General features: G+C 64.1%; 12 protein-coding genes. 6 read left to right on the plus strand and 6 right to left on the minus strand.

The window, feature by feature from the left end; all coding sequences use genetic code 11:
• The first annotated feature begins 35 nt into the window (after positions 1 to 35).
• From F3J45_RS01570 to F3J45_RS01585, 4 genes are read left to right on the plus strand one after another with little or no spacing between them, the layout of a single operon-like run.
• Positions 36 to 737, plus strand: coding sequence for an AzlC family ABC transporter permease (locus F3J45_RS01570; protein ID WP_167056205.1), 702 nt, complete (start codon positions 36 to 38; stop codon positions 735 to 737).
• Positions 734 to 1,048 (plus strand): AzlD domain-containing protein, encoded by a 315-nt coding sequence (locus F3J45_RS01575; RefSeq protein WP_167056209.1) that lies wholly within the window; start codon positions 734 to 736, stop codon positions 1,046 to 1,048. The genes F3J45_RS01570 and F3J45_RS01575 overlap by 4 nt, the downstream gene beginning before the upstream one ends.
• Positions 1,045 to 1,878, plus strand: a complete 834-nt coding sequence (locus F3J45_RS01580) for an AraC family transcriptional regulator (protein ID WP_167056213.1) — start codon at positions 1,045 to 1,047, stop codon at positions 1,876 to 1,878. The genes F3J45_RS01575 and F3J45_RS01580 overlap by 4 nt, the downstream gene beginning before the upstream one ends.
• 51 nt (positions 1,879 to 1,929) lie before the next feature.
• Entirely contained in the window at positions 1,930 to 2,157 is a 228-nt protein-coding gene (locus F3J45_RS01585; RefSeq protein ID WP_167056216.1) for a hypothetical protein, read from the plus strand.
• A gap of 183 nt (positions 2,158 to 2,340) precedes the next feature.
• On the opposite strand, the gene F3J45_RS01590 is transcribed toward F3J45_RS01585, so the two are convergent.
• The 5 genes from F3J45_RS01590 to F3J45_RS01610 form a co-directional block, all read right to left on the minus strand.
• Positions 2,341 to 2,823, minus strand: a complete 483-nt coding sequence (locus F3J45_RS01590) for a copper chaperone PCu(A)C (RefSeq protein ID WP_167056219.1) — start codon at positions 2,821 to 2,823, stop codon at positions 2,341 to 2,343.
• Entirely contained in the window at positions 2,824 to 3,432 is a 609-nt protein-coding gene (locus tag F3J45_RS01595; protein WP_167056222.1) for an SCO family protein, read from the minus strand.
• A gap of 196 nt (positions 3,433 to 3,628) precedes the next feature.
• The gene (gene nfuA / locus F3J45_RS01600) at positions 3,629 to 4,213 is read right to left on the minus strand and encodes a Fe-S biogenesis protein NfuA (RefSeq protein WP_167056225.1); all 585 of its coding nucleotides are present in this window, start codon (positions 4,211 to 4,213) and stop codon (positions 3,629 to 3,631) included.
• A 58-nt stretch (positions 4,214 to 4,271) separates the two neighbouring features.
• Positions 4,272 to 5,306: an acyltransferase gene (locus F3J45_RS01605; protein ID WP_167056228.1), complete on the minus strand. Its 1,035-nt coding sequence runs from the start codon at positions 5,304 to 5,306 to the stop codon at positions 4,272 to 4,274.
• A gap of 208 nt (positions 5,307 to 5,514) precedes the next feature.
• Entirely contained in the window at positions 5,515 to 7,815 is a 2,301-nt protein-coding gene (locus F3J45_RS01610) for a fatty acid cis/trans isomerase (protein WP_167056231.1), read from the minus strand.
• Positions 7,816 to 7,997: 182 nt separating this feature from the next.
• Between F3J45_RS01610 and metH the strand changes: the two genes are divergently transcribed.
• Together metH and F3J45_RS01620 are read left to right on the plus strand one after the other, a co-directional pair.
• Complete coding sequence (metH, locus tag F3J45_RS01615) at positions 7,998 to 11,705, plus strand: methionine synthase (RefSeq protein WP_167056234.1); 3,708 nt, start codon at positions 7,998 to 8,000, stop codon at positions 11,703 to 11,705.
• A gap of 146 nt (positions 11,706 to 11,851) precedes the next feature.
• On the plus strand, positions 11,852 to 12,070 hold the full coding sequence (locus F3J45_RS01620; RefSeq protein ID WP_167056237.1) for a DUF2970 domain-containing protein: 219 nt from the start codon (positions 11,852 to 11,854) through the stop codon (positions 12,068 to 12,070).
• A gap of 275 nt (positions 12,071 to 12,345) precedes the next feature.
• Here F3J45_RS01620 and F3J45_RS01625 read toward each other — a convergent pair whose 3' ends face one another.
• Positions 12,346 to 13,425, minus strand: a complete 1,080-nt coding sequence (locus tag F3J45_RS01625) for an ABC transporter substrate-binding protein (RefSeq protein ID WP_167056240.1) — start codon at positions 13,423 to 13,425, stop codon at positions 12,346 to 12,348.
• Between the last annotated feature and the right edge of the window lie 129 nt (positions 13,426 to 13,554).

Raw genomic sequence — 13,554 nt, forward strand, 5'->3', positions numbered from 1 at the left:
GCTGCCCTGCCAAGCAAACGTGTGTCTCCGCCATCATGCCCAGCAGTCCCCCCCTCGCCCGCCAGGCCTTTGTCCACGGCGCCATCGCCATCCTGCCGCTGTCCCTGGCCGTGGCCCCCTGGGGCCTGCTTGCCGGTTCCATGGCCATCGAAGCCAACCTCAGCGCCTGGGAAGGCCAGGGCCTGTCGGCCATCGTCTTCGCCGGTGCCGCGCAATTGGTGGCCATCGGCATGCTCAAGGGTGGCGCCAGCCTGCTGTCGATCCTGCTGACCACCCTGCTGCTGACCTCCCAGCACCTGCTCTACGGCCTGACCATGCGCCCGGTGCTGTCGAACCAGACGCTGCGCTGGCGGCTGGGCCTGGGCTTTCTGCTCACCGACGAATTCTTCGCCCTTACCAGCCACTACGACCAACAGCAGTTCAACCGCTGGTACGCGCTGGGCGTGGGCCTGACCTTCTACGTCGCGTGGAACCTGTTCACCCTGGCCGGCATCGTGCTGGGCCAGAACATCCCCCACCTCGACCAGCTGGGCCTGGACTTCTCCATCGTCGCCACCTTCGTCGCGCTGATCGCACCGCTGGTGCGCAACCTCGCCACGGTGGTGTGCGTGGCCGTGTCGCTGTTCTGCTCGGTACTGTTCAGCTATTGGCATTGGGAGACGGCCCTGGTCGCTGCCGGCCTACTGGGCATGGCGGCGGGTTTTCTCTGCCAGAAATTTTCCGGAGGCCGCCCATGACCTGGTTGCTGATTTTCGCCATGGGCGCCGTGGTGTTCCTCAACCGCTACGCCTTCCTTGAACCGCGCCTGCCCCTGCGCCTGAGTTCCAACGCCCGGCAGTTCCTCGGCTTCGCGGTGCCCGGCATGCTCACGGCCATCTGCGGGCCGATCATTTTCCTGCCCGGCCACCAGCTCGACCTCAGCCCGCTCAACCCCTACCTGCTCGGCGCAGTGGTAGCCGTGGTACTGGTGCTGTTGACCCGCAGCGTGTTGCTGAGCATGCTGGTGAGCATGGTGATTTTCTTCCTGCTGCGCAGCTGGCTGACATGAGCACGCCCCTGCGCGAACAAACCCACCTCTGGCAGGCGCCGGCCCTGGGCGACGTCGAGATGCTGCACGCGCGCTATTTCCAGCAGCGCTTCGCGCCCCATGTGCATGAAGGCTATGTGTTCACCGTCATCGAGTCGGGCGCACAGCGCTTCTGGCACCGCGGCAGCGAGCACCTGGCGCCGGTGGGCAGCATGGTGTTGATCAACCCGGACGAACTGCACACCGGCGCCACGGCCCACGAGGCCGGCTGGCGCTACCGTGGTTTCTATCCTGAGCACGAACGGGTAACCGGGGTGCTGGACGAGCTGGAACTGGGCCGCCACGGCATGCCCCGCTTCACCGCCAGCGTGATCCAGGACCCTGCCCTGGCGCTGGCCTTCAGCCAATTGCACCAACGCTCGGAAGCCGGCGCCAGCGCCCTGGAGCAGCAAACCGCCTGGCGCCAGGCGGTGCTGGCGCTGGTCCAGCGCCACGGCCATTGCCCTGAACCCACCGCCCCCGGCAACGAGCCACTGGCTGTGGCACGGGCCCGCGAGCTGCTGGAGAGCCAGCTGGCAGACCCACCTTCGCTGGAAGCGCTGGCCGCTGCGGTCAACCTGTCTCCGTTCCACTTCGCCCGGGTGTTCCGCCAAGCCACCGGCCTGCCACCCCATGCCTGGCTCAAACAACGCCGCCTGGTCCGTGCGCGGGAACTCCTCAAAGCCGGGGTAGCCGCTTCCGAGGCAGCATTTACCCTGGGGTTTGCCGACCAGAGCCATTTGAGCCGGCAGTTCAAGCAGGCTTACGGGGTGACGCCGGGGGTGTATCGCAGCGCCTGTTTGCAGGGCTAACGAGCTCGCCAGCCACTGCTACACTGATTGTGCTGATCGGAGGATCCTGCCATGTCCGAAAAAGAGCTCACCACCCTGATTTCGCTGATGAACCAGCGCCAGGCCTGCTTGAGCAGTGCCTGCAAGGAGATTGCCGACTGGATCGACCGGCAGGGCGATGTGCCCGCTGCTGGCAAGATCCGTGCGAGCCTGAAGGCGCTGGAGGCCGATGAGGCCCAGGTTCGCAAGACCCTGACCTCGCTGACCCTCGACCGGCCGCTGCCGCGTTTTCGTAGTTGAGGGTTGATGTGGCGCCTGGGAGATCGGGCGTTGCAGGGTTGGCCCTTCGCGAGCTTTGCTCGCTCCTACGAAGGTGTGAACTACGCGTGACCGGTAGGAGCGAGCGAAGCTCGCGATGCCGCGACAGCGGCGCGTGCGTTATGCAGGTATGAAAAAGGGCCGCTGTTGCGGCCCTTTCGTCATTCAGTGATCCATGTGCATGTGGTCATGCCCGCCGCCGGCCTCGGCGTTGAGCGGGCGAACCTCTGCCTGCACCTGCACGGTTTCCTTCGCGCCCTTGGCGTCTTCGATGGTCAGGGTCAGCGGCACCTTGTCCCCTTCCTTCACCTGCTGGGTCAGGCCCATCAGCATCACGTGGTAGCCGTTGGGGTCCAGGCTCACCGGCTTGCCGGCCGGAAGCGCCACGGCCTGCACCTGCTTCATGCCCATCACGTCGCCGTTCATGGTCATTTCATGCACCTGCACGGTCTTGGCCACCGGCGAAGCAACGCCCACCAGCTGGCTGTCGCTGCTGGCGGTCAGGGTCATGAACGCGCCGGTGGACGGCTGGTGCGGCACGCTGGCGCGCACCCAGGCGTCGCTCACGGTGGTTTGGGCCAGTGCCGGCAGGGCCAGGCCCAGCAGCGCCAGGGCGGCCAGGCCGCGCTTGATCGGTTGCATCGACATTCAGCAGATCTCCATCAAAGTGACCAGGTCCTCGGCGCATTCCTTGGCATTCAGGGAATGGCCCAGGCTCAGGCGCAAAGTGCCACGGGTATCGTAGACGTAGCTGGTGGACGAGTGGGAGATGGTGTAGGTATCCCCGGCCGGAACCTTCTCGTAGAACACCTTGAACTCCTTGGCCACCGCGGCGATTTCCTCGGGGGTGCCGGTCAGGGCGATGAACGACGGGTCGAAGGCCTTGACGTAGGCGTCGAGCACTTCGGGGCTGTCGCGCTCCGGGTCCAGGGTGATGAACACCACCTGGAACAGGTCGCGGTCGCGGCCACGCAGCAATTTGCGGATTTGCGCCGCCCGCGCCAGGGTGGTCGGGCACACCGCCGGGCACTGGGTGAAACCGAAGAAGACCATCGGCATCGAGCCATAGAAGCTCGACAGGGTGCGCACGTTGCCCTGGGTGTCCTTGAGGCTGAACTTGCGCCCGAGAATTTCGTTGCTCATGTTCTTGCCGTACTTGAACTCAAGCCCCCGGGCCGGGTTGCAGCCTGCCAGCAGGCCGAGCCCGAGAACGCCCATGCCGGCGACAACCGCGCGCCGGGTCAGTCGATCATTCATGAAACCATCCTTTACAGGGAAGGTGCCGGCCCTCGGGACGGGCCGGCGAAAAACCGGGGCATTCTGGCATGACACCCGGTGGGCTTCTACCCGACCAAGGCGGTGATGGCCCGCAGCCCTTTGAATACGGGCTGCGGCCTGTTGTCGCAGGGGTTGAAACCGTAACACTTTGTTGCTAGGGCTTGACCTGAAACGGTCAGTAGTAGGCGTTTTCTTTCTGACTGTGGTCAGTTACGTCACGCACGCCCTTGAGCTCCGGAACGCGCTCAAGCAGGGTGCGCTCGATGCCTTCCTTGAGGGTTACGTCAGCCTGGCCGCAGCCCTGGCAACCACCGCCGAACTGCAGCACGGCAATGCCATCGTCGACCACGTCCACCAGGCTTACCTGGCCGCCGTGGCTGGCCAGCCCCGGGTTGATCTCGGTTTGCAGGTAGTAGTTGATGCGCTCGTTGAGCGGGCTGTCTTCGTTGACCATCGGCACCTTGGCGTTCGGCGCCTTGATGGTCAGCTGGCCACCCATGCGGTCGGTGGCGTAGTCGACCAGCGCGTCTTCCAGGAACGGCACGCTGACCGCGTCCAGGTAGGCGGTGAAGCTTTTCAGGCCGACCGGTTCGTCGTCGGGCTTTTCTTCGCCCGGCTTGCAGTAGGCGATGCACGTCTCGGCGTACTGGGTGCCCGGCTGGGTGATGAATATGCGAATGCCAATGCCAGGCGTGTTCTGCTTGGAAAGCAGATCGGCCAGGTAGTCATGGGCGGCGTCAGTAATGGTTATAGCGCTCATGGAAGTTCCTCACAGACTTGCGGCCAAGTGTACGCCAACCTGGCCTTTGTACAAAGTCCTAGTATTTAACTCGGGATAGCGCAAATGCCGGGGTTTGCTCCGCTCGCGCCGCCAGCCAGGCCTGCATCCGCCGGTACAGGCCACGTTCCAGCCAGCGGTAGCTGAACCACGACATTAGTCCAATGGACGGCACGCACAGGGCGAACACCAGGTATGGGTTCAGGTGCAGGCGCTGGCAGGCGAACCAGCCGGCGTACAGCACCAGCACGTGAATCAGGTACACCGAGTAGGAGCAGTCGCCCAGCGCCTTGAGCAGGCGGTTGCCCTGGAAGTAAGGCTCCAGGGCGATGAACGCCAGCACGATCATGGCACTGGGCACGCCCCAATGCAGCAGGCGTTGGGAGGCGTCCAGGTGATACAGGGCGCAGCCGGCCACGCCCAGCAGCGCCAGCGGCAGCCACAGGCCTTCACGCACCAGGCCACGGCGGTAGGCCACGCCCAGGGCGATACCCAGCAGGAACTCGTAGATGATGCCGTTGTTGTAGAAGCGGCTGAGCACACCCACGCGCCCCAGTACCTCGCCCACCAACAGCAGCGCGGCAGTCACCAGCAGCAGGTGATGGCGCTGGCGCACCAGGAAGGCCAGGCCGAACAGCAGGTAGAAGAACATCTCGAAGTTCAGCGTCCAGCCCACGTTCAGGGTCGGGTACAGGCCATAGCCGCCGGGGTTTTCCGCGGGGACGAAGAACATCGACAGCAGCAGGTGGTGCCAGGTGAACGCCTGGTGCGGCATCCATTGGCTGAAGGCCAGCAGCAAGGCAGCCATCAGCGCGGTGTAGAACCAGTAGGCCGGGATGATGCGCAGGGCCCGGTTGAGCAGGAACTGGCGTGGCTCGATGGTTTTGTCACAGGTGGAAAGGTAGATGACCAGCCCGCTGATCACGAAGAAGATATCGACGCCAACGGCGCCGCGGTCGGTTAGCAGTTGGCCGATGGGGCCGGTGGCGTGGAAGTCGAAGAAGATTTGCATGAAGTGGTGGCAGACCACCACCCAGGCGGCGAACGCCCGCAGTGCCTGAAGCGAATACAGCATGGAGTACCTGCGATTGCCGGTGCATTCAGGTCCGGCGAGCGCACCGCGCTCGTTCGCGGGCAAGCCCGCTCCCACAGGTTCCGAGCCAAGCCCGAAGCAACACATATCCTGTAGGAGCGGGCTTGCCCCGCAAATTGGGCTGCACAGCAGCCCCCGAACCACCCATCCCTTCCGACCGCAGCGTACCCGGAAAGGTCAGCCGACCCGATCAGAGGTTCTCATAGCGGTTCATGTCCAGCACCCCGGCCTCCACCGGCTCGGTTTCCTTGATATAGGTATTGAGGTCATGGAAATAGCGCCAGAACTGCGGATGGCTGCGGCGCACGCCCCAGCGCATGACGATGCGCTCGAACTTGGCCGTATCGTCCTTGGCGTACTCCATGTCCTCGACGAACTCCGGTACATCCTTGGCCGGAATGTTGAAGATGAAGTTCGGGTAGCTGCTGAGCACGCCCGGGTACAGGGTCAGGGTGTCCAGCCCCGGCTGGTAGCGGTAGGCCTCACCCAGCAGAAACGCCACGTTGCTGTGGGCACGGTTGCGCAGCAGGCTGTAGACCTGGCGCTGGCCGCCCTCGCCCTCGATGCGCAGCATGGTCGCCTCGGGCAATTGGCCAATCACCTTGAGGCCTGCGGCCGGGCGCGAAACCAGGCGGCTGAGCGACTGCTCGACGTTGCGGAACTCCTCGCTCATCTGCGGCCGTGAGCAATAGGCCCCCGTGCAGCGGTTGATCGGGTCGGGCGCGGCATTCAGGCTGGTGGTGCGCTGCAGCAGCTTCAGGCCAAAGTCGCGGATGGGGTCGCGCGGGTCGAGCTTGATACCGCTGGGGGTGTCGGTGTCGATGTCTTCATAGTCCAGCCACATCTTCACCTTGCCGCTGTTCTGGTACCAGCTGCCCAGTATCTTGGCACGCTGGTCGGCCGGCATCAGGCGCAGGAAGTTGACCTCGGCGCCGTTGCGGATCAGGTCGAAGTACAGGCGCGTCTGCAGCTGGTGCGACACATTGCCGAATACGTCGAAGTTGACCGCCAGCTGGTAGTAGGTGCGCTCCAGCAGCGGGTAGTCGAACAGCCAGGTGGTCAGCGGCACGTCACCGATCAGGCCCTTGCTGACCGAGGCGCTGTCGAAGTGGCGGAAAATGCTCAACAGCGCGTTGTCATTGCCGGCCCACAGGGTCGCCCAGCCCGGTGCAGGCATATCGGCATAGGCTTCGCGGCGCAGCTTCTCGTATTCGTTGCGCTTGTCGCGGTAGGCGTGCCACAGGTTGAGCACGCTGCCCACGTCGTCGATCTGCCCCGGCATGGCCAGCAGCGGCGTGGCTTCGCCGCGGTACTTGGCGTCGGTGATGTAGCGGTCATGGGCCGGTTCCTGGAACAGTGCCCAGAAGTTGTCGCGGATCACGTCGGTGGCAATCTGGCCACGGCACACCGGGCCACGGATGAAGGTGCGCACGAAGTATTCGGCGTTATCCAGCATGAACTGGTAGCGCGCCACCGCCGGGATCGCCTCGAAGGTTTCGAACGGGTTGGCCCGGTGCCGAGGGCCATAGCCCGGCAGCGAGGTGGCGTGCCAGTCGCCGGCATAGAACAGCTGCTCCACCCGCTTGAGCTTCTGCGGGCCCATCGGGTAGGTGATGTGGGTTTTGTGCACGATCACGCCCTGCACCGGAATCAACCGGTAATAGAACTCGGTGCCGGGTGGGTCGTTCGGGCGGCGGGTGGCGATGATATCGGCCGGTTGGCCACTGGGCGTGCGCGAGCGCACCCACTGGAAGAAGTGGCCCTGCTCGCCGCCAACGAAATAGATGTGCGCCAGGAACAAGTGCTCGTACAGCCAGCGGCCGACCAGCGCCTCGGTGGAGCCCGGGCGGTTGAGCAGTTCCTCCCATTGGGCGATTTGCCTGGCCTCGGCCGCGCTGGGCTTGATCGGCTGGTACTCAACCGGCGCGCCGGCGGCCAGCCAGCGGCGCATGGTGTCGTACTCCTTGTCGGTCAGCCCGGTGACCGCCAGCGGCATGCCCTCCTTGGGGTGGGCACCGGCGTAGGCGTCGAACTCATGGGGCAACGGGCACATGTTGTTGCGGTTGAGCCCCAGAACGATCTCGTCGGGCAGCTTGGCGTTGGGCGTGAGCGGGGTTTTGTGGCCCAGTTCCAGCATGCGCGCCATCAGCGCAGCCTGGCTGCCCTGGTTGTCGAGCACCGAATAGAAGCCCTTGCGGCGCCAGGCGCCTTCATCGTGGGCGTCGTAGAACAGCCGCGTGGGCGGCACCGCCTGGCTGCGCTCACCCTGGTACACCGGCACCTTGGTGGCACCGCGCACCGCGCCCTCGGGGCTTTCCAGCTTGAGCTGGCAGGCGGCGTCATTGCAGGCGTGGCAGGCCACGCATTTCTCGGTGAATATCGGTTGGATATCCCGGGTGTAGGATATCGCCGGGCTCGACTGGGGGGCTTGCCCGAACGCCACGCCACTGAGGAACAGGGCGAAAACGCTGACAAGTAAACGATGCACCATGTGCGGAAAGTCCTGGGTTCTGAAAGCCATCACGATTATCTGGTCGTCCTTGGGTGCTCTTGGCTTTTTAGCATCTGCATCCAACATGAGCAGTTTTCATGCAAATGGCCAGTGCGCCTAAAATCCGCGCAGCTTTGTTATGATTCGGCACTTTCTGATATTTGCCCGACCAGGTAGTTCCTATGTCCGACCGCAGCGCTCGTCTCCAAGCACTCCAGCACGCACTCAAAGAGCGCATCCTGATCCTCGACGGCGGCATGGGTACTATGATCCAAAGCTATCGCCTCGAGGAACACGACTATCGTGGCACGCGCTTCGCCGATTGGCCAAGCGACGTAAAAGGCAACAACGACCTGCTGCTGCTCAGCCGCCCGGACGTGATCGCCGCCATCGAGAAAGCCTACCTCGACGCCGGCGCCGATATCCTCGAAACCAACACCTTCAACGCCACGCAGATTTCCCAGGCCGACTATGGCATGGAATCGCTGGTGTACGAACTGAACGTGGAAGGCGCACGCATCGCCCGCCAGGTGGCCGACGCCAAGACCCTGGAAACGCCCGACAGGCCGCGTTTCGTGGCCGGCGTGCTCGGCCCTACCAGCCGCACCTGCTCGATCTCCCCCGACGTCAACGACCCCGGCTACCGCAACGTCACCTTCGACGAGCTGGTGGAAAACTACGTCGAGGCCACCCGCGGCCTGATCGAAGGCGGCGCCGACCTGTTGCTGATCGAAACCATCTTCGACACCCTCAACGCCAAGGCGGCGATCTTCGCCGTGCAGCAGGTGTTCGAGGACGACGGCATCGAACTGCCGATCATGATTTCCGGCACCATCACCGACGCCTCCGGCCGTACCCTGTCGGGCCAGACCACCGAAGCCTTCTGGAACTCGGTGCGCCACGCCAAGCCGATTTCCGTGGGCCTGAACTGCGCCCTCGGCGCCAAGGACCTGCGCCCGTACCTCGAAGAGCTGGCAACCAAGGCCGACACCCATGTGTCTGCCCACCCCAACGCCGGCCTGCCGAACGCCTTCGGTGAATACGACGAAACCCCGGCCGAGATGGCCGCCGTGGTCGAGGAATTCGCCGCCAGCGGTTTCCTCAATATCATCGGCGGTTGCTGCGGCACGACCCCGGGCCATATCCAGGCCATCGCCGAGGCCGTGGCCAAGTACAAGCCGCGGGACATCCCGGAAATCCCCAAGGCTTGCCGCCTGTCGGGCCTGGAGCCGTTCACCATCGACCGCCAGTCGTTGTTCGTCAACGTCGGCGAGCGCACCAACATCACCGGTTCCGCCAAGTTCGCCCGGCTGATCCGCGAGGAAAACTACACCGAAGCCCTGGAAGTGGCCCTGCAGCAGGTCGAGGCCGGCGCCCAGGTAATCGACATCAACATGGACGAAGGGATGCTCGACTCCCAGGCCGCCATGGTCCGCTTCCTCAACCTGATTGCCGGCGAGCCGGACATCTCCCGCGTGCCGATCATGATCGACTCCTCGAAGTGGGAAGTGATCGAGGCCGGCCTCAAGTGCATCCAGGGCAAGGGCATCGTCAACTCCATTTCCATGAAGGAAGGCGTCGAGCAGTTCAAGCATCATGCCCGCCTGTGCAAGCGCTACGGCGCAGCCGTGGTGGTGATGGCCTTCGACGAGGTCGGCCAGGCCGACACCGCCGCACGCAAGAAGGAAATCTGCCAGCGCAGCTACGATATCCTGGTCAACGAAGTGGGCTTCCCGCCGGAAGACATCATCTTCGACCCGAACATCTTCGCCGTCGCCACCGGCATCGAGGAGCACAACAACTACGCCGTCGATTTCATCGAGGCCTGTGCCTACATCCGTGACCACCTGCCCCACGCGCTGAGCTCGGGCGGGGTGTCCAACGTGTCGTTCTCGTTCCGTGGCAACAACCCGGTGCGCGAAGCGATCCACTCGGTATTCCTCTACCACGCGATCCAGAACGGCCTGACCATGGGTATCGTCAACGCCGGCCAGCTGGAGATCTACGACGAGATCCCGGCCGTGCTGCGCGAGAAGGTCGAGGACGTGGTGCTCAACCGCACCCCGCACGGCACCGATGCCCTGCTGGCGATTGCCGACGACTACAAGGGCGGCGGCGCAACCAAAGAGGTGGAAAACGAAGAGTGGCGCTCGCTGCCGGTTGAAAAGCGCCTGGAGCATGCCCTGGTCAAGGGCATCACCGCCTTCATCGTCGAGGACACCGAGGCCTGCCGCCAGCAGTGCGCACGCCCGATCGAAGTCATCGAAGGCCCGCTGATGAACGGCATGAACGTGGTCGGCGACCTATTCGGCGCCGGCAAGATGTTCCTGCCGCAGGTGGTGAAGTCGGCCCGCGTGATGAAGCAGGCCGTGGCCCACCTGATTCCGTTCATCGAGGCCGAGAAAGGCGACAAGCCCGAAGCCAAGGGCAAGATCCTCATGGCCACGGTCAAGGGCGACGTGCACGACATCGGCAAGAACATCGTCGGTGTGGTGCTCGGCTGCAACGGCTACGACATCGTCGACCTCGGCGTGATGGTGCCGGCCGAGAAAATCCTGCAAACCGCCCGTGACGAGAAGTGCGACATCATCGGCCTTTCGGGCCTGATTACCCCATCGCTGGACGAAATGGTGCATGTCGCCCGTGAAATGCAGCGCCAGGACTTCCACCTGCCGCTGATGATCGGTGGCGCCACCACCTCCAAGGCGCACACCGCGGTGAAGATCGAACCCAAGTACAGCAACGATGCCGTGGTGTACGTCACCGACGCCTCGCGCGCCGTGGGTGTGGCCACCCAGTTGCTGTCCCGGGAACTGAAACCAGGCTTCGTCGATAAAACCCGCGCCGAATACGTGGACGTGCGCGAGCGCACCGCCAACCGCAGCGCCCGCACCGAGCGCCTGAGCTATGCCCAGGCGGTGGCGGCCAAGCCCAAGTACGACTGGGCTGGCTACCAGCCGGCGGTGCCCTCCTTCACCGGCGTCAAGGTGCTGGAAAACATCGACCTGCGCACCCTGGCCGAGTACATCGACTGGACGCCGTTCTTCATCTCCTGGGACCTGGCCGGCAAGTTCCCGCGCATCCTCACCGACGAAGTGGTCGGCGAAGCCGCCACCGCGCTGTACCAGGATGCCCGCGAAATGCTCGACAAGCTGATCGAGGAGAAGCTGATCAGCGCCCGTGCGGTATTCGGCTTCTGGCCTGCCAACCAGGTGGCCGACGACGACATCGAAGTGTATGGCGCCGACGGCCAGGCCCTGGCTACCCTGCACCACCTGCGCCAGCAGACGATCAAGCCCGACGGCAAGCCGAACCTGTCCCTGGCCGACTTCGTCGCGCCCAAAGCCAGCGGTGTAACCGACTACGTGGGCGGCTTCATCACCACCGCGGGCATTGGCGCCGAGGAAGTGGCCAAGGCCTACCAGGACAAGGGCGACGACTACAGCTCGATCATGGTCAAGGCCCTGGCCGACCGCCTGGCCGAAGCCTGTGCCGAGTGGCTGCACGAACAGGTGCGTAAAGAGCACTGGGGTTATGCCCGTGACGAGCACCTGGACAACGAGGCGCTGATCAAGGAACAGTACAGCGGCATCCGCCCTGCCCCGGGCTACCCGGCGTGCCCGGACCACACCGAGAAGGCCACCCTGTTCCGCCTGCTCGATGGCAGCGCCATCGGCGAAACCGGGCCAAGCGGCGTGTTCCTGACCGAGCACTTCGCGATGTTCCCGGCGGCGGCGGTCAGCGGCTGGTACTTCGCCCACCCACAGGCGCAGTACTTTGCCGTGGGCAAGGTCGACAAGGACCAGATCGAGCAGTACAGCGCGCGCAAAGGCCAGGACATCAGCGTGAGCGAGCGCTGGTTGGCGCCTAACCTGGGGTACGACAACTAACAGCGCGTCGGCCTCTTCGCGGGGCAAGCCCGCTCCTACACGTTCACCTGTAGGAGCGGGCTTGCCCCGCGAAGAGGCCCGCCCAGGCAACATCCCCCCCATTGCCTACACTGTCCCTGATTGCCTCTGATGCTTCAGGAGCCACCATGGACGACCCCACCCAGGGCAAGCCCCCAACCTTCTGGCAGATGCTGCACAGCATCCTTGCTGCCGCCTTCGGCGTGCAAAGCGGCAAGAACCGCGCACGCGACTTCACCCACGGCAAGGCCAGCCATTTCATCGTCATGGGAACGCTGTTCACCCTGGTATTCATCGCCGTGCTGATCGGCCTGGTGCAACTGGCCCTGCACCTCACCGCCCATTGACGCCCTGAAAAAACAAAACGCCTGCAGGATCCCTCCCACAGGCGCTCTGCGCTGCATCACGGTCTTTACAAGAAGTCTACTGATGGCTGACCCAGTACACGGCAGTGATCACCACCAGGGCAATCAGGCAGAGGATCGCCCAAGCATCGACACTGCTGTCAGCTTTGCGGACTTTGGTAGAGTTTCCCATTGCATTGCCTCTTGTAGTGGTTATGGGAATGCACTTCACAACCAGCAGTTAAGACGAGCAATGCCCTTTGCTCAAGCAGGGTCTTTCAATATTCGACCGGTGACGTGAGAAACGGGTACTGATAGCCCCGTGGCCGCCCTTTTGCACTGTAATGCTGGAAATCGACGCCGTAGTCGTCCCGTTCCAGCAACTTCAGCCAGCGCCTGGCCTTGGCCTGGTCAACCGGCTGCAGCGCCGGCAGCACATGCTCGCGCCGGCCATCGCGGTTGATATCCAGGCCCAGGGCGTCGTCATGCAGCATCACCATGGCCCAACCGCCAAGGGTGGTGTGCCCGCCCATCAGCACATCAAGGCGCCCGTCGATACGTGCGCGCAGTGCCTCGGGCGAGCTGTTGATGGCACTGAACACCACATCGCGCCCAGGCTTGCGCCCGGCCTCCTCGAACGCCTGCATGGCGCCCAGGGCCATCTGGTCGTTGGCCGACCACACCAACCGGGTGGCCGGGTAGCGTTGCAGCAGCTGCTGCGCCTGCTGGTAGGCACGCTCGCGGTTCCAACCGCCGTACACCACCTGGCGCAGGCGCACCTGGGGGAAGTCGGCCAAGGCCCGGCGCATGCCCGCCTCGCGCAGCTGCGAGGCCGGCGTGGTCTTGACCCCGGCGAAGGCCACCAGGTCGAACGGCCCGTTTTCGCTGCGCGGCAACAGGGCGACCATGGCATGCAGCATCTTGTACCCGGCCTGCTCGTCGTTGGCGGTGAGCGTACCCAGCACCGGCGCGTATTTGTCCGGCTGGGCCTGGATGCTTCGGGCCTGGCTGCTGGTGAGCCCGTTGTTGACCAGAAACAGCTTGACCCCCGAGCCCTGGGCCAGGCGGATGATTTCCGGCGCCACGTACTGCTCGTTGACCAGCACCAGGTAGTCTGGCCGCCGCGGGCCCTCCAGGGCCGAGCGCGCCTGGCTCATTGCCCGCGCGGCGTCACGCTCGCTGTATTCTACCCGCAGGGTCATGCCCAGCTCGTCGGCAGCGGCCTGCATGAAGCGCGAATAGCTGGCCCAGAACGTCTCGCTGGGCTGGCCGGGATTGAGGAACACCACCGAAGCGGCCTGAGCGCACGTTGCCAGCGGCAGGCTCAGGCACACGCTTTGGCACAGCGCCTTGAGCATGGAAAATACCTTTTCAAACAGACTCGCCAGTATAAACCCCGCGCGCCAAGGGGGTAACAAATGCCAGTCAGTCTCACTTAGTTCGTTTGGTTCTTTTCATATGCAAAAACATCACTTTAGCGCATAAAC

The organism is Pantoea sp. Ap-967, from assembly GCF_011752565.1.
GTDB lineage: Bacteria > Pseudomonadota > Gammaproteobacteria > Pseudomonadales > Pseudomonadaceae > Aquipseudomonas.